This is a genomic window from Amycolatopsis nivea, assembly GCF_004522235.1.
Lineage (GTDB): Bacteria > Actinomycetota > Actinomycetes > Mycobacteriales > Pseudonocardiaceae > Amycolatopsis > Amycolatopsis nivea.
Genome location: NZ_SDLT01000040.1, coordinates 10328 through 31838, shown reverse-complemented (window position 1 = coordinate 31838; position 21511 = coordinate 10328). Strand labels below are relative to the sequence as shown.

Here is a 21511-nt window from a genome sequence, read left to right as displayed (position 1 = left end):
CCCGTTCAGTCCTCCACCGGCTTGGTCCACGCCACCTGCACCAGCTCCGTCCCGTGCCGCCGCGACACCAGCGTTCCCCGGCCCGCGGGCTGCGGCGAAGGTTTCACATCGCCCAGCAGTGCGCCCTCTTCCTTGCCGCCGGACATGACCAGGCCTGGCGAGCCCAGCTCCCGCACCCGCTGGATTACCGCCTCGTACAGGCCGCGTCCGGCGCCACCCGAGGAGCGGGCAAGGATCAGGTGCAGGCCGATATCCCGGGCTTGCGGGAGGAATTCCAGCAGCGGCAGCACGGGATTCCGGCCCGCGGTGGCGACGAGTTCGTAGTCGTCGATGACCACGTACAGGTCTGGGCCGCGCCACCACGAGCGGTTGCGCAACTGGTCGGGCGTGACGTCCGGGCCGGGGAGGCGGTTGCGCATCGCGGTTGCGCATTGGTTGACCAGGTCGGTCAGCGTGTTCTCGGCACCGGCGTAGCCGAGCAGGTGCGGTTGGTCTACCACGCCTAGCAGGCCGCGGCGGTAGTCGCCGACCAGGATCAACGCCTCGTCGGGGGTGTTCGCCTGGCAGATGCCGGTGACGAGCGCGCGCAGCAGCGAGCTCTTGCCCGATTCGACGTCGCCGAAGGCCAGGAAGTGCGGGTCCGTCCGGAAGTCCAGGTGGACGGGGCGCAGGGTGGATTCCGCCAATCCCAACGTGATCCGGCCGGACGGGGCGGCGGGCAAGGAGTCCAGCGGGACTTCCGGCGGGAGGAGGCGAACTTGAGGGGCGCGGGGGCCAGTCCAAGCCGCGGAGACTCGGCGGACCAGGTCTAGACCGCCGGCGCCGACGGTTTCCGGGCGTTGGTCGGAGTCGATGCGCGGGAGAGCCGCGAGGAAGTGCAGTTTGTCCGCGGTCAGGCCGCGGCCGGGGCGGTCGGCGGGGACGTTTTGTGCGATCTTGCGGTCGATCGACGAATCCGCCGGGTCGCCCAGGCGCAGTTCGAAGCGGGTGCTGATGGCGTCGCGGAGCTGGGCGCGGGCGCCGATCCACTGGTTCAGCGAGACGAGGACGTGGATGCCGAAACCGAGACCCCGTTGGGCGAGCGCGGTGATTTGTTCTTCCAGGCGTTCGTATTCGGACCGGATTGTGGTCCAGTTGTCCACGAACAGGAACACGTCGCCGAACTCGCGGTCGTCGTTGCTTTCGGTGAACTCGCCGCGGCGGCTGCGGAAGGCGGCCATCGACTCGATGCCGTGCGCGGCGAAGAATTCTTCCCGCTGTTCCAGCAAAGTGACCAGTTCCGCGACGACCCGGCGGCAGCGTTGCGGGTCGCGGCGGGTGGCGTAGCCCGAGACGTGCGGGAGGCCGGCGATCGGGGCCAGTGCGCCGCCGCCCATGTCCAGGATGAAGAACTGCACTTCGGCGGGGGTGTGGGTGAGCGCGAGCATCGCCGCGATGTCCTTCATCAATGTCGACTTGCCGCTTTGCGGTGCGCCGACGATGACCGCGTTGCCCGCGGCGCCGGAGAAATCCGCCCACAGCATGTCGCGGCGCTGTTCGAAAGGCTTGTCCACCAACGCGACGGGAATGGTCAGCTTGCCGTTGCCGCCCCAGCCGAGCGGGCACAGACCGCGGCGCGGGTCCTCGCCGATGGGCGGCAGCAGCTGGTCCAAAGTGGGCGGTTCGGCCAGCGGCGGCAGCCAGATCTGGTGCGCGGCCGGGCCGCGTCCCTCCAAACGGGACAGCATCGCGCCGATGATGGTCTCGCCGGTGCCCTTCTCCGGAGCTTCGGCGGTGGGTTGTTCGGCGACCGGGACTTCAACCGGGCCCAGGGTGAAGGGCAGCACGCCGAGTTGTTGCCCGTCCGAGCGCACGATCCGGCTGCGCGGCGGGAGTTCGCCGGAGACGTAAGCGGCTTTGAGCCGGATCAGGGTGTCGTTGTCGGACTTCAGATACGCCGAACCCGGTACCGGCGGCAGTTGGTAGGCGTCCGCGACACCCAGCACCGCACGGCTTTCCGCGGCGGAGAACGTGCGCAGGCCGATCCGGTACGACAGGTGCGAGTCGAGTCCCCGCAGGCGGCCTTCCTCCAGCCGTTGAGAAGCGAGCAGCAGGTGGATTCCGAGGGAACGGCCGAGCCGTCCGATCGCGACGAACAGGTCGATGAACTCCGGCCGCGATGAAAGCAGCTCGGAGAACTCGTCGATGATCACGAGCAGCGACGGCAACGGTTGCAGCGGCGTACCGTCCGCGCGCGCCTTCTCGTAATCGCGCACCGACGCGTAGTTCCCGGCAGAGTGCAGAAGTTCCTGACGCCGCAGCAGTTCGCCGTTCAGCGCGTCCGCCATGCGGTCGACGAGCGCGAGGTCGTCGGACAGGTTCGTGATCACCGCGCAGGTGTGCGGCAGGTTGGTCATGCCCGCGAACGTCGCGCCGCCCTTGAAGTCGATCAGCGCGAGGTTCAGCTTCTCCGACGAATGCGTGACGGCCAGCGCGGTGACCAGCGTGCGCAGCAGTTCGCTCTTGCCGGACCCGGTCGCGCCGATCACCAGCCCGTGCGGGCCCATGCCGCCCTCGGCGGATTCCTTGAGGTCCAGGTCGACCGGACGGCCGTCGGGGTTGACGCCCAACGGGATCCGCAGCCGGTCGCGCGCCGGGCGCGGGGCCCAGGTGACGGTCGGGTCGGTGTCGCGCGGGTCGCCGATGCCGAGCAGCCCGGCGAGCCCGAACGTCGAGGACATCGGCTGTTCGCTGACCACCGCGCCGCCTTGGTGCAGCGGCGTCAGCATCCGGGCCAGCGCTTCGGCCGCGCCGTGGTCGAGCCGGTCCGGCATGCCGAGGAACCCGAGCCGCGCTTCGGTGCCGTCGAGCACCACCATGCCGAGCTGATCCGGTGCGACGTGCAGGCTCAGCAGCCGATCGGTCGACGTCGCCCGCGGCTGGTCGCCGCCGATCTCCAGCACCGTGACGCCCAGTCGGCCGTCCTCGGCGAGCAGCCGCGGTTCGCCGTGGGAGTCGCCGCCGTCGACGACGAGCACGATGTGCGGCAGGTCGGCGGCGGCACCACGGCGCGAGAACGCTGGGCGGTCGCCGAGATCAGGGCCGAGCAGCTTCGCGAGTTCCGCGGCGCTGTCGGCGAACAATCGCCGCGGGCCGGTCGCGTCGGACAGCACCGGCGCGGTGGCGTGCGGCAGCCACTTCGCCCATTCCCAGTCGTGCGAACGGTCCGGAGCAACGCAGAACGCGACGCGCAGGTCGGTCGGGGAATGGAAAGTCACCAGCTGCGCCAGCACCGCGCGGGTCATCCCGAGCACCTCGAACCGGCGTCCGGACAGCGTCGCGGCCGCGTAGGAGCGCAGCGAGATCGAAACCGGCAGGCCCTCGACGGTCGAGAAGGTCTGGATGAAGTGCTTGAGGTTGGTCGAGGAAACCGGGTCCAGCTCTTCCAGCGGCGCGATCTGCGGCGCGCGCAACGGCGTCGCGAGCGGCTGCGGGCCGGTGGCCGCGCGCACCATCGCGAACGAGCGGTCGCCGCGGCGGCGGTCCCAGTGCTGGTCGGTTTCGACGTACGCCCACAGGTCGGCCGGATCCGGCTGCTGCGCGATCAGCGTGGCGCGCTGGGAGTCGGCGACCGCGCGCACGCGCGTGCGCAGGCCGGCGAGATACCGCTGGTAGTCGCGGCGCTCCTCGTTGATCTGCGCCTTCTTCGCCATGCCGCCGCGGCCGAGCGACATCACGATCATGCCGCCCATCGCGGTGACGAACAGCGCGCCGAAGATCCACGTCATCACCCCGCCGTCGCGTCCGATGTAGACGAACGACATCGCGCCCATGCCGAGCATCATCGGCAGGAACATCATGAGCTGCATCACGCCGCCGGAGCCGCTCTTGGGCAGCATCGGCGGGGACTGCAGCATGATCTCCCCAGGCTGCTCGCCGAGCAGGCCGAGGCGGTCGCGGGGGGCACTCATGCCCCGTATTTTGGCCGTCCGCTGTCCGGTCGCGGTGGGTACTTTTGCCGTCCGCTCGCCCGGCGGCGCGAACTTACGCTCTGCGCTGACGCCCCGCACCGGTGCGTCGATCGCGGGAGAGCGGGAGGGAGAGCCATGGGCACGACCGGCGAGTACCGGGCCGAGCCGGAGGCCATGCGCTCCACCGTCGGCAACGTGGGCGCCGTCATCGCCCACGGCATCAACGCCGTCGCGGACCTGGAAAAACTCGTCCTGCAGCCGACGACGTTCGCCAGTTTCGGCAGCGTCGTCGCGGCGGCGAACGAGGCGCTGCACTCGCAGCAGGTGACCGCGGTGCGCTCGCTGCTGCAATTGCTGCAGGAGATCAACGGCCTGGTCAAGCACAGCGCGGACGCTTACCAAAGCGCCGACGAAGCAGTATCCGACGGCTACGGCGGCGGCCACGCGCAGTCCTCGTCGCCGTCGTTGACGTCAATCTGGGGAACACCGCACGCCGCGCACCTGGCCGAGGCGGCGATCACCGACAGCGCCGGTGCGCACGGCGAACCGTCGTCGGTCGGCAACGTCCTGCGGTACCTCGGCGACGCGGACCTCGGCAGGCTCGCCGAGCATCCGCTCACCGACGCCCGGTTCCACGGCGTCGCGGACTTCAACGACTGGCTCGCCGGCGACGCCGACAACCAGGCGCGCGTCGGCCTGATCGAGGTCTACTCGGGCACCGCGCGCACCTTCGGCGACGTGCCCGGCGGCGTGCACAGCGGCGACGTCGTCGTGGTGGAACCGCTTCTGCTCGCCGACCAGCATCCGGTGATCGGCGTCGCCGGGGACGGCGGCGCTCTCTACAACCACGGCCCTGTCGATCCGGGCCTCGGCGGACTGGCCAAGGTCAGCGTGTACCGGCCCGCCTCCGTCTGACCCCGAACCCCGACCAAGTGAGGTCCGATGCTCTTCCCGAACTCCAGCGCGATGGACGCCACCGCTTCCGGCGGGGGCCCGATCACCGTGCTGCCGCAGATCGTCACCGGCCAGCCGGAGCAGATCGCGAAGCACGTCCTCGACCTGCTGCACAAGGCCGCCGAGCTGACCTCGCTCTACACCGAGCTCAGCAAGGCCGCCGACCAGCTCGGCAAGGTCTGGTCCGGCGGGGCGTCGGAATCGGCGCTGCAGAAGATCTCCCACTCGCTCGACCAGCTCACGAAGATCATCACCGTGATCGAGAAGGGCGCTGAACTGCTCGGCGTTTCCGGCACGCTGGTGAAGACGGCGCAGGAGGCGTACCGGTCGGTGGTCGCGGCGGTGAACCCGACCGTCGCGTCGCTGATGTCGAACTGGTGGACCTACGGGGCCGCGGTCGCGCTTTCCACCGCTACCAGCGCGACGCTGCGCGGATTCATCACCGCGGTCGGCGGGCTGCTGAAGGCGCTCGGCGCGGGCGATCTCGCGAACCAGATCACTCAGGTCGCGACGATCATCGGCGATCTCGAAAAGCTGTTCCACCACGGTTCTTCCGACGGAGGAGGTGCGGCGGGCAACGCGGCGGTCTCCGGCACGCCGGTCACCGCGCCGCAGATGCCCGCGCCGGTCGCGAGCGCGTCCGGGCAGGCGGCCATCGGCGGCAGCGGCGGGGGAGTGCCCGGCGGCAACCCGTCGTTCACGAACTACACGCCGCCCGCGTTGTCCAACGGCGGCTGGCCGACTGGCAGCGGTACTGGTGGCTGGCCTTCTGGCGGCGGTGCGGGTGTGGGGGCCAATGCGGGGAACAGCTGGATTCCGGTGGACCACCCGGCTCCGGCACCGGCACCGTCTCCCGCGCCTTCGGTGCCTTCGGTGCCGGGTCAGTCGACCGGTGCGCACGAGGTCGTGATCCACACCGACCTGAACACCGGGCAGTCGACCGTCGAGGCCCCGGCCGGGCAGGACGTGGACATCGATGTCGACGTCACCTACCAGGGCAAACACTTCCAGCAGCACGTCGACATCGACGCGAAGGGCGCGTAGCCGGTGGCCGTGGACGCGTCCGGAGTCGTCAGCTCGGTGCTGTCGAACTACCGGCAGGTGCTGGTCGAATACCAGCGCCGGGTCACGGGCGACCCGGCGGCGCTCGAAGCGGCGGCGAACCGCTGTGGCACCAACGCGTCCACGATCACCGGCAAAGCCACCGAAATCGCGGACGCGGCCACGGCATTGCACGCTGATTGGGACGGTGCTGCGTACACCGCGTACGCGACAGCAGCGGCCGACGTCGCGCACGCGTTGAACGAAGACGGCACGAAGCTGGCTGACCAGAGCAAGCGGTTGTCGATGGCCGGACAGCTGTTGCGGTGGGCGCGTTCTGGTGTTGACTCCGTCGCCGCGCAGTTCGATCAGTACGGCGCGCAACTGATCAACCAAGCCCGATCGGCGGATCCGAACGCGGTGGGCGCTTTTATCGCTGCGGCAAGGGATTTGGGCGAGCAAGCGGTCGCGGCGGCCGGGCAGGTCGCCGACGAACTGTCGGACGCGCTGGCCGAGTTGTTCCCCGCGCCGTGGGCCGGGCCGATGAGCAAGCCGGGCAAGCTGGGCAAACGCGTTTACGGCCCGTTGTCCTGGGTGAACGGCGACACGCTGGACGGACGGAAGCGGCCGCGTTCGGTGCCGTCGTGGTTCGGCAATTCCGGCTGGAAGAAGCTGACCTGGAACGGGCTCGAAGGCACCCGTGCGCCGAAGAAGGCGGACACGCCGTTCGGGCAGCCGAAGCAGAAGAGCGCGATCGCCCGTGCCACCGAGATCACTTACCTCAAGACGGCGCACGAGCAGGACGGCTTCATTCCGGAGTACGACGGGAAAATCTCCTCGCAAGGCTGGGACGCGAAGGCGTCCGGTCATGCCGAGCTGGGGTTCCGGGAGGACATCGGGACCAGCGGAAGCTACGGCGTCGCGCACGGCAGCGCTCGCGGTTCGGCTTTCGCTGGCGGAGAGGTCAGCGCGTCGGGGCAGTTGGGGATACACGGGCTTGGCGTGCACGCCAACGCTTTCGCGGGCGGCAAGCTGGAGGGCCAGGTCGCGGCGGATGTCGCGGGGGTCGGCGTCGGCGCGAGCGGGAGTGTCCAATATGGAATCGGGGCGCAGCTCGACGGCCAGTTCGTGTATGACAACGGGCATTTGAAGATGAACTTCAAGGCCGGTGCCGCGCTGGGTCTCGGGGCCGGAGTCGGCGCGAAGATCGACATCGACCTGCCGAAGGTCGGCGCGGCGGTCAGCGAATACGGCGGCGCGGCGGTTGATGCGGTCGGCGATGCGGCCGGTCAGGCGGCGGACGCGCTCGGCGGGGCTTGGGACGACGCCGTCCAGTATGTGGGTTCGTGGTGAGCGCCATGGCGGATCTGGTGACGCTCCCGCTGGGCTTCGACGTCCCGGAGGGCTGGACGCCGGTGCCGCCGATCGCACCCGGTCTCGTTTTCGTTGCCGTGCACCCGAATCCGCGGGCGGAGTTCACCCCGAACATCACGCTCGGCATCCAGCAGCGCCCGGATTCCCTGCCGATGAAGGACATCGCCGACGAGGCGGTCGAACGGCTCGGCCGGACGATGGCGCTGCTCGACGTCCTCGACCGCCAAGAGGTCGGCAGCGCGGTCGCGCCCGGCTGCACCCAGACCTTGCGGATGCGCACCGGAGAAGGCCAGGATCTGGTGCAGATCCAGGTGTTCCTGACCGTGCCCGGTCCGGCCGGGCGGGTCGTGCTGGAACTGGTCTGCACGGCCGATCCGCAGGATGCGCGCACGCTCGTCCCCGACTTCCGGAAGTTCGTCGCCAGCGTGCACGTCCGCCGCGAAACCCCGCAGGAGAAGGAGAACGACGGTGACTGAACCGTATGCCGTGCCGGACATGGACGAGCTGCTCGCGCAGGTCCGCAAGCAGACCGAAGAGGTGCAGCGGATCCAGCGCACGGTCGAGGCGATGGAGGTCAAGGCCGCGTCGCGGCAGAACGAGGTGACCGTGACGCTGCGCGGCGACGGCCGGTTCACCTCGGTCGACATCGACCAGCGCGCGATCCGCGAGTACGACGCGCGCACGCTGTCGGAGATCGTGCTCGAAGCGGTGAACGCCGGCCTGCAGAAGCTCGCCGAGGCGAGCAGCGCGAAGTTCGCGCCGGTGATCGAGGCGTCCAGGTCCCAGCAGTGAGCGCGCCGGCCGTCGCCGGGTCGACCCGGCGCGTCACGATCGTCACCCCGCGCGCCAGGGTGGACGTCGCGCTGCCGCAGCAGAGCACGTTCGCCGAGCTGGTGCCGCAGCTGGTCCGGCTCGCCGGGGCGGCCGGGCAGGCGTCGGCCGAGCATCCGGGCTGGGTGCTGTCGCGGCTCGGCGGCGCGCCGCTCGCGCTCGGGCTCACCGTGGCCGCCGCGCAGGTGCGAGACGGCGAGGTGCTGCACCTGACCCCGCGCGAACGTCCGCGCGGCCCGCTGTTGTTCGACGACGTGGTCGACTCGATCGCGAGCGTCGGCGAATCCGCGTCGACCGCGTGGGGGCCGAAGGTCGCGCGGCGAGCCGGGATCACGGCGGCTGCGCTGCTGTTGTTCGCGGGCGGGCTGCTGATCCAGGCGTCGCTGGCGGGCAGCGTGCTCGCGCCGATCGGCACCGGGCTGCTCGCGGTCGTGCTGCTGCTCGGCGGCGGCGCGCTGAGCCGCGCGTACGGCGATTCGGGCGCGGGAGCGGCCGGTGCGCTGGCCGGGGTCGGAGTGGCGTTCCTGTCCGGAATGTCGTTGCTGCCACCGCATTCGATGTTCTCGCTCTCCGCCGGGCCGCTTGCCGCTGGGCTCGCCGCGGTGACTGTTTACGGGGTGCTGGCCGCGGTTTCGGTGGCGGACCGGCTGCCGTTCTTCGTCGCGGTCGTCGGTTCGGCCGGGATCGGCGCGATTGCGACCGGCGTGGTATTGCTGACGGGCGCGAAGCCAGTTGCCGCCGCGGCTGTCGCGGCCGTGCTGGCGACCGCGTTGGCGGCTGTCGCGCCGATGCTCGCATTGCGGCTGGGCCGGATGCCGCTCCCGCGCGTGCCGGACGACATGGAATCCTTCCGCGCCAACGAACAGCCGTCGCTCGGCGCGGAAATGGCCGGGCGGACGACGTATGCGCAGGCGTTGCTCACCAGCCTGCTGGTGGCGCTCGGGCTGGTGGTGATCGGTTCGTCGATCGTGCTCGCCACCGGCGGACCGTGGGAAGCCGGGCTGGCGGCGCTGGTCGGGACGGCGTGGATCCAGCGTTCGCGCGCATACGCGGGCCGCACGCAACGGCTGGTGCTGGTTGGTTTTGGTCTCGCCGCCTTGCTGACCGCGGGTTTCTGGCTTATCGCGGACAACCAGCGGATCGCGCTCCTCGCGGCCGGACTGGCGCTGGTGCTGGCCGCGGTGGTGTCGCTGTTCTACGCGACGCGGGTCGCGCGCGGGGTGCGGTCGCCGTACTGGTCGCGGTTGCTGGATATTTCCGAGTTTCTGGTGCTGTTGTCGTTGGTGCCGTTCGTGGCGTTGATCGCTGGGGTGTACGAGGCGGTCAGCGGGTGAGTGGGCTGGCGGCTTTGAGGGTGCGCAGGACTGGTGCGGTTTCGCAGGAGCGGATGCCGGGGAGTGCGCCGAGTTGGTGGGTGAGGTAGCGGTGCAGGGCTGGGGGATCAGCGCAGAGGGCGTGCGCAAGGAGGTTCGTCGGCCCTGTGGTCGCGGCGACGACGGCTAGTTCGCGGTGGGTGGCTAGTTCGGTAGCGACGGCGTCGAGGTCGGCGGGGGCTACGGCCATCCACAGCAGCGCCTGCGTGGTCGCGCCGAAGAGCCGGGCGTCGATTTCCACGTCGAAATAGAGAGTTTCCGCCGCGCGCAGGTCGGCGATCCGGCGGGCGACGGTCGCGGCGGACCAGCCGGTGACGGTCGCCAGCTCGGTCTGGCCTAGGCGGCCGTCTCGCTGCAACGCGGTGAGCAAGGGCTCGTCGGCGGCGGTCGCTTCGGCGGCCGTGGCGCGGGTTTCGGGTTCCAGTTGGCGGCGTTGGGCGTCGGTGAGAACCTCGGCGCGGCCTTGCCAGGCGGTCGGTCCGCCGTGATACAGGTGCAGGAGCTGGTGCGCGGACACGGCAGTGATGCCGGTCGTGCGCGGGATGTCGTGCAGCAGCAGGCCGTGCTCCGGGGCGGACCCGTTGGCGGTGTGGACGATGACGCAGATTTCCGTACCGCCGCCGGCGAGCTTGACCCAGGTCGTGTCGGTGCGGCGGACGAGCGCGTCGGCGACCCGTTGCGCGACTGCCGGGACGACGGTGAGCCGCACGAGCCACTGCGTCTGTCCGGCGCGATGCGGTGCGGCGAGCCCGACGACGCGCAGTCCGGCTTCAGCGCGCAGCCGTCGGTAGCGGCGTGCGACGGTCTGCGTCGAGACGCCGAGAACGGTGCCGATCCGCGCGAACGGGGCGCGGCCGTCGATCTGGAGTGCGTGGACCAGGGCGTGGTCGAGGTCGTCGAGCATGGCTTGATTCTGCACCAGACTGTCCTGAGTGGAAGATTTCTGTCCCTTTGAGCCGGTGGCTGGAATCGTGTCTCGCCGCTGTCCAGGCTGGCGGCATGAACGATTCACGTCGCTGGGCCGCGCTGGCGGTCCTGCTCGTCGCGGAGGCGATGAACCTCCTCGACACCACCATCGTCCAGGTCGCCGCGCCCGCGGTGCACGCCGAACTCGGCGGCGCGCCCAGCACGATCTCCTTCTACACCGCCGGGTACACGCTGCCCTTCGCGCTCCTGCTGATCACCGGCGGACGCCTCGGCGACATCATCGGCCGACGCCGCACCTTCCAGCTCGGCGTGGCCGGTTTCGTGCTCTCCTCGGCCTTGTGCGCGGCCGCGACCACGCCCGGGTTCCTGCTCGTTTTCCGGGCCCTGCAAGGAGCTTCGGCCGCCTTGGTGATCCCGCAGACGATCGGCCTGATCCGCGTCCTGTTCGACGGCGCGGCCCGGGCACGAGCGCTCGGCATGATCGGCCCGGTGATGGGGCTGGCCGCGGTGAGCGGTCCGGTCCTCGGCGGACTGCTGACCGACGCCTGGTCGTGGCGGTCGGTGTTCCTGGTGAACGTCCCGCTCGGGGTCGCCGTGCTCGCCGCGTCCGGATTGCTGACCGAAGACCGGTCCGCCTCCCGGCCGCGGCTCGACCTGCTCGGGACCGGTTTGGTCGTGCTGGGGGCCGGGCTCGTCGTCTATCCGCTGCTCACGCAGTGGAACGGTTATCTCGTCGCCGCCGGAGTGGCGGTGCTCGTGGTTTTCACTCTGCAGCAACGGTTTCGCGGCGGCCTGATCGAGCGCAGCCTCTTCCGCGGCCTCGGTTTCCCGGCTGGATTGACGACGTCAGTGCTGTTCTTCGCCGTGATGACCGGCTTGACCCAGGTCGTCGTCCTGTTCCTCCAACTGACCCAGCACGCCGACGCCCGGACCGCCGGACTCTCGTTGCTGCCGTGGTCGTGCGGGCTGGCGGTATCGTCCTTTGTGGCCGGACGCTGGCTCGTCCCGCGCTTCGGCACCCGGATTCTCTTTGCTGGCGTGGTTTTCCTGGCCGCGGGAATCACCGGGATCGCACTGGGCTGGCCACTGCTGCTCCCGCTGGCGATCGCGGGAACGGGAACCGGGTTGTTCACCGTGCCGTTCTTCACCGCGGCGCTCGCCCTCGTCCGTCCCTCGGAGACAGGTTCGGCGGCCGGGCTGCTGAACGCGGTGCAGCAACTCGGCGGAACCGTCGGAGTCGCCATGCTGACCACGGTTTTCCTCGACGCCGGCGTGACGGTCGCGTGCTGGACAGCGGTCGCCCTGACCGTCGCGGCCGGAGTGACCGCGCTGGGGCTCATCCGCGGAACGCGCGCCGATATTCCGTCGGAGCCGTCCCCAGCCGGAGTGTGAAATGGCGGCGGAGGTTGGCCGCCGAACCGAGGCCGCTGCGTTCGCCGATCAGGCCGACCGGCAGATCGGTGGATTCCAGCAGGCTGCGGGCGCGCAGGACGCGCTGGTCGAGCAGCCATTGCAACGGCGTCGTCCCGGTGGCGTCGTGGAACCGGCGGACGAAGGTACGCGGGCTGACCCCGGCTCGGCGGGCCAGTTGCTCGACCGTCAGCGGCTGGTCGAGGTGGCGCGTCGCCCAGTGCAGCACCGGCCCGAGCCCGGCGTCGTCGGTGTCCGGCACCGTCGCGGAGACGTACTGCGCTTGTCCGCCGCCGCGATGCGCGGGCAGCACCATCCGGCGGGCGACCTCGTTGGCGACGTGCGCGCCGAGGTCGCTGCGCACGACGTGCAGGCAGAGGTCGATGCCCGCGCTGCGTCCGGCGCTGGTGAGCACCTGCCCGTCGTCCACGTAGAGCACGGACGCGTCAACCTGGACCCGCGGATGCAGCATGGCGAGCGTGGCGGCGTACATCCAATGCGTCGCCGCTCGCCGACCGTCCAGCAGACCCGCCGCCGCGAGCGCGAACGCGCCCGTGCACAGCGAAACGATCCGGGCGCCATGGGCCGCTGCCTCCCGGATGGCGTCGACCAGGTGCGCCGGGATCGGCTGTCCAGTTTGGACACACGCGTACGGCAAGGCGGGAACCAGCACGGTATCGGCGTCTTTGAGCGTCTCGAGACCGTAACTGGCGTGCTGCCGGAAGCCGAACTCGGTGCGGGTTTCCGGCTTCTCCGCGCAGAACCGCAGCTCGTACCAGGGGTCGGCGAGGTCGGTCCGGGACGGCCCGAACACCTCGGCGGCGATGGCCAGCTCGAACAACGGCATGTCGTCGACCAGCGCGACCGCGACGGTTCGCATGCTGCGAGGATACGGCAGGAATTTTGCGGAAGGAGTCAGTCCTGCCACTCGCTCGCGCCGCGACGGGGTGGCAGATTCGCTCGCGTGACCGTCGTGGAACTCCGCCAGTACACCCTCCGGCCCGGGCAACGGGACGTCCTGATCGACCTGTTCGACCGTGCGCTGGTGGAACCGCAGGAGGCCGCGGGCTGCACCGTCGTCGGCCAATTCCGCGACGAGGACGCCCCGGACCGGTTCGTGTGGTTCCGTTCCTTCCCGGACATGGCCGCCCGGCACGCCGCGTTGACCGCTTTCTACCTCGAAGGCGAGGCCTGGCGGAAACACCGCGCCGCCGCGAACGCCACCATGCTCGACAGCGACAACGTCCTGCTGCTCCGCGCCGAAACCGACTTCCCGCCGATGTCCCGGCCCGTCGATGCCGTCGAACCGCCCTCGCGAATCCTGGTCCTGATCGGCCCGCCTGGTGCTGATTTCGTTGCGCCGCTTGCCTCCTTCGTCACCGAGCCCGCGGAGAACACCTTCCGTGCGCTGCCAGTGCGCGAAGGGGAGAACGTCCGCGTCGGGGTCTGGGTTTTCCCGGATCTCGCGGCGTTGCGGGTGTTCGAATCCCAGCTCGCTATTGGTGCCGAGGTGCAGCGGCTTCGCTTGGCTCCGACGGCGCGTTCTTCGCTTCGCTGATCCGCTTGGCGACGGCAGATCAGACGGCAACGTCATCCGCTGGCCGAGCTTGGCGGCTGCGTCGGCGATCGTTTCGAGCCAGGGGATCGTCGGGACTCCACTCGATCGCCTCGTCGTACGCGCGGAGAACAGCTACGTACTCCGGATTGTCCTGCGGGTGGCGAGAACGACGCGGGCGACGTCCGGCTCGAGCGCGCAGACAAAGGATCCAGCCGTCGCGGATGGCATTCTCGTGCCGCTCGGACAGTCCTGCTCGCTTCAGCCGGTCGATGAACGTGATGGCGTCGGACGGCAGAAGAGGCGGTCGGACTGATCGAGGCCTCGCAACCGGGCGCGGCGTTGTTCGCGTTGCCGGATGCGATCGCGCAACTCCGCGTCGATCCGGTCGAGCGTGACGATGCGGGCCAGGTCGATGACCGCCTGCGCGTCGTAGCGGCGGTATCCGGAGGCATCGCGCGCGCTCGGGCATGAGCCCTTGCACGATTACGACACCCTGCGCGCCCTCGCTGACGAGGGGAACGAAACCGCACTGGATCGCCTCGCCGATCTCGCCGACCGCCGCGGCGACCTGGCCGAGCTGTCCGAACTGCTCGACGAGGGCAGCGAACACGCCGGACGCTTGCTGACCCGCCGGGCGGTGGCGAGGAGCGATCTGCGGGAACTGCAACGGCTTTCGGACGCCGGAAGCAGCGAGGCCGAAACCGAACTGGAGCGCCTGCTTTCCCCAGGTCGTGAGGGGAACCCTGACGGAATCTGATTCCTTCAGGGTTCCCCTCACGAACTTCCCGTCATCCCGCAGGCGGCCGGTTGAGCCCGCGGATCTTCCGCATCACCGGAATCGCCAGCAGACAAGCGACCACACCGGACCCGAACAGCAGCGGGTAATTCGTGCTCGTGCTCGAACCGAACGACAACAACACCGGCCCGTAAACCGGCACCAGCGAACTCGGCAGCGTGAGCGCGATGTTCACCACCCCCATCTCGCGCGCCGCCTCGCCGTCCCCCGAGAGGAGCGCAGCCGGGACCGCGAAATGGCCGCAGAAGTACCCGCCCAGCCCGACGCCGGCGATCGCGGCGCTGACGTAGAGCATCGGGACGCTCTTCGCCACGATCAGCACCGCCAGCGCGAGCGCCAGCAGCACCGCCGACGAGAGCATCATCAGCCCGCGGCGGCCGAACCGGTCGGTGATCCAGCCGCCGGCCAGGCTCGCGGGCAGGGCGATGCCGAAGGCGATCAGGTTCACGACGAACGCGGCGTGCGCGACCTCGCCGCTGCCCACGCCCAATACGTCGGACAGGTAGTAGACCAGGTAGGTGGTGAAGGTCGAGAATCCGATCGACAGCAGGAAAACCATCAGGCAGGCCCACGCGAACGGCGGGTTGTGCCGGGGCCGGAACGAGAACATCCGGCCGAGGTCGCGGATGCCGAACGGGGTCCGCTCCGCCGGGTCGAGGCGGCGGTCCCGCAGGACGGCGCACAGGATGACGACGGTGATCGGCGCGGCGATCGCGGGGAGCAGGAACATCCAGAACGGCGGCAGCCCGGTCACGGCCTGCGCGACGTAGCTGCCGCCGATCATCGAAACCGGGAAGCAGACGCCCATCAGCGCGCTCACCACGCCGCGCCGCTCCGCCGGGATCTGGTCGGGCAGCAGGGCGACCATCGCGGCGAGCGCGGCGTTGAACAGGATCTGGGTCAGGCACCAGCCGACCACGACCATGGCCGTCGTGGTGGCGAACGCGACCACGAGCAGCCCGCCGGTGCCGCCGAAGATCCCGGCGATCAGCCAGGGTTTGCGCATGCCGAACCGGGACGTGGTGCGGTCGGAGAGGTGGCCGAAGAGCGGGTTGGCGACGACGGCGAGCAGCGCACCGAGGCCGAGCGCGAGCGCGAGGGCGCCGACCTTGTGCTCGGGGTCGATCTGCTGGAGCCGGAGGGCGACGGTGACCGACGCCGGGGTGATGAGGGCGAAGTAGCAGCCGAGCAGTGCCGCGATGTAGGCGACGACGAATTTCGGGCCTGCCGTGCGAACGGACCGGTCCGCACTGACCGTGTGCGTCATGGCTTTCTCCGAGAGGGGATCGGTTCCGCGGGTCGCCGGGGCGACGCAGACGCCACCCGCGGTGGCGGTTCCGACGTTCTCGGGCGTGAGACAGCAAGGATGTTCACCTCGCGCCGGGCACCCTGTCAAGTACGGATTCCTTCAGCGCCCGGATCCCGGACGGCGAAAGGGTGTGCTCGACCGCCGAGACGATCCCGCCCGCGACGCCCGCGTGCCTGCCGAGTTCGCTGTGCGTCAGCACCAGGTTCCGGGTGGCCAGCGGCAGCGCGCGGCGGTAGACGACGCTGCGGATCCCGGCCAGCACGTCGTCGCCCGCCGCGGTGATCAGGCCGCCGAGCGCGATCGTGCGCGGGTTGTAGAAGTGCACCAGCATCGCGACGACCTCGCCGATCGTTTCGGCCGCGGTGCGGACGTAGCGCACCACGGTCGGCTCCCCGTCGCGGAGGGCGCGGGCGAGGTCCTCAATGGACTGAAGCGCGGGCAGTTCGGCCTGGACGATGCGCAGCACGGCTCCGGCGGAGGCCACGGCCTCGACGCAGCCGACGTTGCCGCATTGGCAGACGGTCTGGTCGTCGCCGGGGACGCGCACGTGCCCGATGTCGCCGGCCGCGCCGTCGGAGCCGCGGTGGATGCGCCCGTCCGCGAGCACGAGACCGCCGCCGATCCCGGTGCCGATCTTGAGGAACAGCAACGGATTCGCTTCGGCAGGCCGGGCCCGTGCCTCGCCGAGCGCCATCAGGTTCACGTCGTTGTCCACGAGCACGGCGCAGGAAAGCCGCTCGCCCATCACCTGCCCGACCGGATACCGGTCCCAGCCGGGCATGATCGGCGGACGCACCGGGGAACCGGTCCGCGCGTCGACCGGGCCGGGCAGCCCCATGGCGAGCGCGGTGACCTCGCCGGGCTCGACCTCGGCCTCGCGGAGCAGTTCGCGCAGCCGGTCGGTCAACGCGTCCAGCGCGGCTTCGGGGCCCTGCTCCAGCGCGAGCGGGAACTGCTGCTCGGCGAGGATCGTCTGCGCCGTGTCGGCGACGGCGACCCGGGTGCTGTGCGCGCCGAGGTCCGCCGCCAGCACCACGCCCGCCCGCGCGGCGAGCCGGAGCCGGTGCGCCGGACGGCCGCGGCCGGCGTGCGCCGAGGTGCCCGATTCGACCAGGACGCGGGAGCGCAGCAGCGCGTCCAGGTGCCCGTTCAGCGTGGACCGAGACATGCCGGTCGAGCGCACGAGCGCCGCTCGCGTTTCCGCCGAACCGGACGCGATCAGCCGCAGCAGCTGGCTGTGCGCCCGGTCGGCGGCGTCGTTTTCCGGGGCGGGCGGGGAGGAGAGCCGGACGGGGGTCCAGTCGGTCATAGCCCGGATGTTAGACCATTAATGCCGTTCTTTTTGACTGAAAGTGGCTTTATTTTTGACTTGATCCGACATAAAGCGGCGGCTTAGCGTGGGGCCACGACGGAGCAGGGCGTGAGACCCCAGGCCACGTCTTCGCAGGTGAAAGGACACGTATGGCGGAGCAGGACCCCCGGAAGAAACCCCGGCGAGGCGTCGCCGTGCTCGGTGCGGGGATGATCGCCGCCGTGCACCGCCGGGCCGCGCTGCTGGCGGGCGCGGAGGTGACCGGGGTGCTGGCCTCGACGCCGGAGCGGTCCCGCGAGGTCGCCGACCAATGGCGGATCAGCACCGGATACCGGGACCTCGCCGAGGTGCTCGAAGACGAGCGCGTCGAGGTCGTGCACGTCTGCACGCCCAACGCTACGCACGCCGAATACGCCGAGGCCGCGCTGCGGGCGGGCAAGCACGTGATCTGCGAGAAGCCGCTGGGCGTCTCGGTCGAGCAGGCCGGACGGATGGCCGCCCTCGCCGAGCAGAGCGGGCTCGTGGCGACCGTGCCGTTCGTTTACCGCTACCACCCGATCGTCCGCGAACTGCGGGCCCGCGTGCGCAGCGGAGAACTGGGCGACCGGCTGCTGCTGGTGCACGGGAGCTACCTGCAGGACTGGATGCTCTCCCCGGACGTTTCGGGCTGGCGCGTCTTCCCGGACTTCGGCGGGCCGTCGCGCGCGTTCGCCGACATCGGCTCGCACTGGTGCGATCTGGTCGAGTGGATCACCGGCGACCCGTTCGCCGAACTGACCGCCGCGACCTCGGTCGCCGTGCCCGACCGTCCGGGCTCCGGCGGCCCCAGCTTCGGCGGATCCGGTTCGGGGGAACGGGTCCCGGTGCGGACCGAGGATTCGGCGACGCTGCTGCTGCGCACCGGAACCGGGGTGCTGGCCTCGGCGACGATCTCGCAGGTCGCTGCCGGCCGGAAGAACCGGCTGTGGTTCGAACTCGACGGCTCCCGCGGCAGCGCGGTCTTCGACCAGGAACGGCCCGAGTCGATCTGGCTCGGCGGCGCGGACGAGTCCCGGATCGTCGTGCGGGACAGCGGAACCGGCTCGCCGGAGCAGCGCAGGCTGTCGCAGCTGCCCGCCGGGCACGCGCAGGGGTACGCCCAGTGTTTCGAAGCGTTCGTCGCCGACACTTACGCGGCGGTGGACGGCGCCGTGCCCGACGGCCTGCCCGGTTTCGCGGACGGGCTGCGTTCGGCTCGGCTGGTCGACGCGGTGCTGCGCTCGGCCCGCGACGGATCGTGGACGAAGGTGGAACGATGAAACTCGGAATGCTGACCGCGTGCCTGCCCGGATGGGACCTCGAACGGATCGCGAAGTGGGCCGCGGGCGCGGGCTACGAAGCGCTCGAAGTGGCCTGCTGGCCCTCGACCGGCGGCCGTGATTTCGAAGCGTCCCACCTGCCGGTCGCCGAGTTCGGGCCGGAGCAGGCCGACCGGACCCGGGAACTGATGGCGCGCCACGGTCTCGGCATTTCCGCGCTCGCCTACTACGAGAACAACCTGCACCCGGATCCGGTGCGGCGCGCGGAGATCCACACCCATCTGCGGGCTTCGATCGACGCCGCGCAGGAGCTCGGCGTCGGGCTGGTCGGCACGTTCGTCGGCCGGGACCCCGGCAAGTCGGTCCGGGAGAACCAGGCCGAGGCCGAGACCGTCTTCCCGGCGCTGGTCGAGTACGCGGGGGAGCGCGGGGTCCGGCTGATCATCGAGAACTGCGTGATGGAGGGCTGGCATCCGGACGGCTATCCGGGCAACCTCGCCTACTCGCCCGAGCTGTGGGAGTGGATGTTCAGCCTCGGCCTGTACCTGAACTGGGACCCTTCGCACCTCACCTGGATCGGCATCGACCCGGTGGAGACCATCGCCCCGTACGCCGACCGCATCCTGCACGCCCAGGCCAAGGACGTCGAGCTGGACCCGCGTGCCCGGCAGCGCTACGGCTTCTTCGGCAAGACCGCCAAGGCCGACCCGTGGGAAACCGGCTGGTGGCGCTATCGGATCCCAGGGCTCGGCCAGGTCGACTGGGCGAAGGTCGTCGACCGGCTGCACGAGCACGGGTTCGACGGCACGCTCTCGGTCGAGCACGAGGACCCGGTCTGGGGCGGCACTCCCGGGAAGGTCACGCGTGGTCTCGAGATCGCGCACCGGACGCTGCGGCCGCACGTGATCGAAACCCCGGAGGAAGCGTGAACGACGTGCTCATCGTCGGCGGCGGGCTCATGGGCGCCGCCGTCGCCCGCGAACTGCGCGACGCCGACCCGGACGTCCGCATCGTGATCGCCGACGGCGGCCCGGTGATCGGCCCCACCCCGGGCCAGCACCTGCACGACGTCGCCGACCCGGAGATCTGGGAGCGCTACAACCAGCGCGTCGCCTCCGGCATCCAGGGCTTCTACACCGGCGTCGCGCCCACCGCGGACGTCGGCGCCACCCTCGTCGACGTCGAGCCCGGCATGTACCACCTCACGTCGCTCGGCGAGAACGCCGCCGAGATGCCCGCCGCCTCGATCGCCTGGAACGCGGGCGGAATGGGCGTCCACTGGACCGCCGCGACCCCCACGCCGTGGGGCGACGAGATACCGTCCTTTGTGGACTCCACGGAATGGCGGAACGACCTGGACCGGGCGGGAGAACTGCTGCGGGTCAACCGGAATCCCTTCCCGGACACCGAAGCGGGCCGGGTGGTGACCGCGACCATCGAGAAGCTGTTCGCGGATGTCGACGCTCCCGGCCGCGGCATCCAGCCGATGCCGATGGCGGCCCAGCGGGACGCCGAGGGAGTGCTCCGCCGCACCGGGCCCAACGTGATCTTCCCGCCGATCGCCGACGCCGCAACGGATCCGAACTTCACCCTGCTGACCGGCACCCGCGCGATCCGGCTGATCCACGAAGGCGGCGAGGTGCGCGGCGCCGTGCTGCAGGACGTGCGATCCGGCGCCACCCGGGAAATCCGGGCCGCCGCCACCGTCGTCTGCGCCGACACGATGCGCAGCCCTCAACTGCTGTTCGCCTCCGGAATCCGGCCGCCCGCGCTGGGCCGCTACCTCAACGAACACGCCTTCCTCACCGGACGTGTGCTCGCCGACCCCCAGCGGCTCGGATTCGACCTGTCCGCGCTGCCGACGCCAGCCGACGGCGAGATCATGGTCGAGCACTACTGGCTGCCGCACAGCGGTGCCGCGCAACCGTTCCAAGCCCAGATCGGCACGCAGACGTTCACCGCCGAGGACGGCACCCGCCTGGCGTACCAGGTCGGCGCGAGCTTCTACATCCCGACGGAAATCCAGGCGGACAACCGGCTGGAATTCTCCGACGAGGAGACCGACGCGATGGGCATGCCGCGCCTCACTGTCCACTTCGGATGGTCCGAGCGCGACCGCGAACTCATCGAGCAGGCCCGGCGCACCCAGCAGGCGCTCGGTGACGCACTCGGCTCGTTCGACCCGGCGACGGAATCGGCACTGCTGGACCCGGGATGTTCGCTGCACTTCACCGGGACCGTCCGGATGGGGCCCGCCGACGACGGCACGAGCGTCTGCGATCCGGACTGCCGGGTGTGGGGCTTCGACAACCTTTACGTGGCAGGCAACGGCGTCGTGCCCACCGCGCTGGTCTGCAACTCGACCCTCACCGGCATGACGACCGCCGTGCGCGCCGCCCGCGCCGTGCTCGGCCGGACATCTTCGACTTCGACGAAGCAGGAGCAGCCATGACGCTCGACCGTTCCCAGTTCGCCATCAACACCCTGCAGTGGACGGACCTGGCCAAGGGCTGGGAGTACGAGGACCCGGCCTTCCTGGACAAGCAGCCGCGAGTGCTCCGCGAGGCCGCCGAATCCGGGTTTTCCGCGGTGATGATGGAAGTCCTGCCCACCCAGACCATCCGGGCCTACCGCGAACTGCTCGCCGAGAACGGCCTGCGCGCGGCCCCGGGTTACCTGCAGGTCCCGCTGCCGGAATCGCACGGCGTGACGCTCGAACCGGGTTCCGCGGCGGAATTCCGCTGGTTCGACGGCGTGCGCCGCCGCGCCGACGAAACGCACGCCCTCGGCCTCGACACGATCTTCCTGTCCGCCGAGATGGTCACCGGCGGCGGAATGCCACGCTTCGACGAGGCGGCGGGTGTCGGACATGCCTTCGACCGGGCCCGGCTGGAGCACTACACCGACTTCCTCGGCCGGGCCGCGGAAATCCTGACCGCGGAAGGGATCCGGCCCGCGTTCCACAACCACGTCGGCTCGTGGGTCGAGACGCGGGAGGAGATCGAGCACGTCCTCGCCGGGATCCCGGATTCCGTCCTCGGCGCGGGCTTCGACCTCGGACACCTGTTCTGGGCGGGCGCGGACGTCCGCGGGATGCTGCGCGAACACCGCGACCGGATCGCCGCGCTGCACATCAAGGACCTCGACGTCGACCGGGTCCGCGCTCTGCAGGCTTCCCCGGGGCCCTACACCCGCTCGACCGACAACCTGTTCCTCGAACCGGGCCTCGGCGGCGTGCCGCTGCTCGACTGCCTGGGCGAACTGCCCGCCGCGTTCGACGGCTGGATCATCGTGGAGGTCGACCGGCCGTCGATGGAACCGCTGGCCAGCGCGCGGGCGAGCTGGAAGTGGGTGGAGAGCAACTTCCCCGCCGCGTGA

At 70.4% G+C, this 21511-nt stretch carries 18 protein-coding genes; 13 read left to right on the top strand and 5 right to left on the bottom strand.

The window, feature by feature from the left end; all coding sequences use genetic code 11:
• Positions 1-5: 5 nt before the first annotated feature.
• Positions 6-3950 (bottom strand): type VII secretion protein EccCa, encoded by a 3945-nt coding sequence (gene eccCa / locus EIZ44_RS35165; protein WP_134733502.1) that lies wholly within the window; start codon positions 3948-3950, stop codon positions 6-8.
• Positions 3951-4085: 135 nt separating this feature from the next.
• Here eccCa and EIZ44_RS35160 point away from each other — a divergent pair, with 135 nt between their 5' ends.
• From EIZ44_RS35160 to eccD, 6 genes are read left to right on the top strand one after another with little or no spacing between them, the layout of a single operon-like run.
• Positions 4086-4865, top strand: coding sequence for a WXG100 family type VII secretion target (locus EIZ44_RS35160; protein WP_037809590.1), 780 nt, complete (start codon positions 4086-4088; stop codon positions 4863-4865).
• A gap of 27 nt (positions 4866-4892) precedes the next feature.
• Entirely contained in the window at positions 4893-5948 is a 1056-nt protein-coding gene (locus EIZ44_RS35155) for a WXG100 family type VII secretion target (RefSeq protein ID WP_134733500.1), read from the top strand.
• A gap of 3 nt (positions 5949-5951) precedes the next feature.
• Complete coding sequence (locus EIZ44_RS35150; protein ID WP_134733498.1) at positions 5952-7298, top strand: WXG100 family type VII secretion target; 1347 nt, start codon at positions 5952-5954, stop codon at positions 7296-7298.
• 5 nt (positions 7299-7303) lie between these two features.
• Positions 7304-7795, top strand: a complete 492-nt coding sequence (locus tag EIZ44_RS35145) for a hypothetical protein (RefSeq protein ID WP_037809596.1) — start codon at positions 7304-7306, stop codon at positions 7793-7795.
• Entirely contained in the window at positions 7788-8111 is a 324-nt protein-coding gene (locus EIZ44_RS35140) for a YbaB/EbfC family nucleoid-associated protein (RefSeq protein ID WP_037809598.1), read from the top strand. The genes EIZ44_RS35145 and EIZ44_RS35140 overlap by 8 nt, the downstream gene beginning before the upstream one ends.
• Positions 8108-9484 (top strand): type VII secretion integral membrane protein EccD, encoded by a 1377-nt coding sequence (gene eccD, locus EIZ44_RS35135; protein ID WP_134733496.1) that lies wholly within the window; start codon positions 8108-8110, stop codon positions 9482-9484. The genes EIZ44_RS35140 and eccD overlap by 4 nt, the downstream gene beginning before the upstream one ends.
• On the opposite strand, the gene EIZ44_RS35130 is transcribed toward eccD, so the two are convergent.
• Positions 9474-10427, bottom strand: a complete 954-nt coding sequence (locus tag EIZ44_RS35130; protein WP_134665947.1) for an Lrp/AsnC family transcriptional regulator — start codon at positions 10425-10427, stop codon at positions 9474-9476. The genes eccD and EIZ44_RS35130 overlap by 11 nt on opposite strands.
• 95 nt (positions 10428-10522) lie before the next feature.
• On the opposite strand from EIZ44_RS35130, the gene EIZ44_RS35125 reads away from it, so the two are divergent.
• Positions 10523-11842: an MFS transporter gene (locus EIZ44_RS35125; RefSeq protein ID WP_134733494.1), complete on the top strand. Its 1320-nt coding sequence runs from the start codon at positions 10523-10525 to the stop codon at positions 11840-11842.
• Here the strand turns inward: EIZ44_RS35125 and EIZ44_RS35120 are convergent.
• The gene (locus EIZ44_RS35120; RefSeq protein ID WP_134733492.1) at positions 11787-12740 is read right to left on the bottom strand and encodes a helix-turn-helix domain-containing protein; all 954 of its coding nucleotides are present in this window, start codon (positions 12738-12740) and stop codon (positions 11787-11789) included. The two genes, EIZ44_RS35125 and EIZ44_RS35120, sit on opposite strands and share 56 nt — an antisense overlap.
• An 84-nt stretch (positions 12741-12824) precedes the next feature.
• Between EIZ44_RS35120 and EIZ44_RS35115 the strand changes: the two genes are divergently transcribed.
• Together EIZ44_RS35115 and EIZ44_RS35110 are read left to right on the top strand one after the other, a co-directional pair.
• Positions 12825-13418, top strand: a complete 594-nt coding sequence (locus EIZ44_RS35115; RefSeq protein ID WP_134733490.1) for an NIPSNAP family protein — start codon at positions 12825-12827, stop codon at positions 13416-13418.
• A 475-nt stretch (positions 13419-13893) separates the two neighbouring features.
• A complete protein-coding gene (locus EIZ44_RS35110) occupies positions 13894-14175 on the top strand; it encodes a hypothetical protein (protein ID WP_134733488.1) in 282 nt (93 codons plus the stop codon).
• Between the two features lie 31 nt (positions 14176-14206).
• Here the strand turns inward: EIZ44_RS35110 and EIZ44_RS35105 are convergent, their stop codons facing one another.
• Both EIZ44_RS35105 and EIZ44_RS35100 read right to left on the bottom strand, forming a co-directional pair.
• Complete coding sequence (locus tag EIZ44_RS35105; RefSeq protein WP_134733486.1) at positions 14207-15481, bottom strand: MFS transporter; 1275 nt, start codon at positions 15479-15481, stop codon at positions 14207-14209.
• Between the two features lie 103 nt (positions 15482-15584).
• On the bottom strand, positions 15585-16832 hold the full coding sequence (locus EIZ44_RS35100; protein ID WP_134665777.1) for an ROK family transcriptional regulator: 1248 nt from the start codon (positions 16830-16832) through the stop codon (positions 15585-15587).
• Between the two features lie 152 nt (positions 16833-16984).
• Here EIZ44_RS35100 and EIZ44_RS35095 point away from each other — a divergent pair, with 152 nt between their 5' ends.
• The 4 genes from EIZ44_RS35095 to EIZ44_RS35080 are packed head-to-tail and all read left to right on the top strand — an operon-like array spanning position 16985 to position 21511.
• Positions 16985-18133 (top strand): Gfo/Idh/MocA family protein, encoded by a 1149-nt coding sequence (locus EIZ44_RS35095; RefSeq protein ID WP_134733484.1) that lies wholly within the window; start codon positions 16985-16987, stop codon positions 18131-18133.
• Complete coding sequence (locus EIZ44_RS35090; RefSeq protein WP_037809606.1) at positions 18130-19062, top strand: sugar phosphate isomerase/epimerase family protein; 933 nt, start codon at positions 18130-18132, stop codon at positions 19060-19062. The genes EIZ44_RS35095 and EIZ44_RS35090 overlap by 4 nt, the downstream gene beginning before the upstream one ends.
• Entirely contained in the window at positions 19059-20585 is a 1527-nt protein-coding gene (locus EIZ44_RS35085) for a GMC oxidoreductase (RefSeq protein ID WP_240691505.1), read from the top strand. Before EIZ44_RS35090 ends, EIZ44_RS35085 begins: the two co-directional genes overlap by 4 nt.
• Complete coding sequence (locus EIZ44_RS35080) at positions 20582-21511, top strand: sugar phosphate isomerase/epimerase family protein (protein ID WP_134733482.1); 930 nt, start codon at positions 20582-20584, stop codon at positions 21509-21511. Before EIZ44_RS35085 ends, EIZ44_RS35080 begins: the two co-directional genes overlap by 4 nt.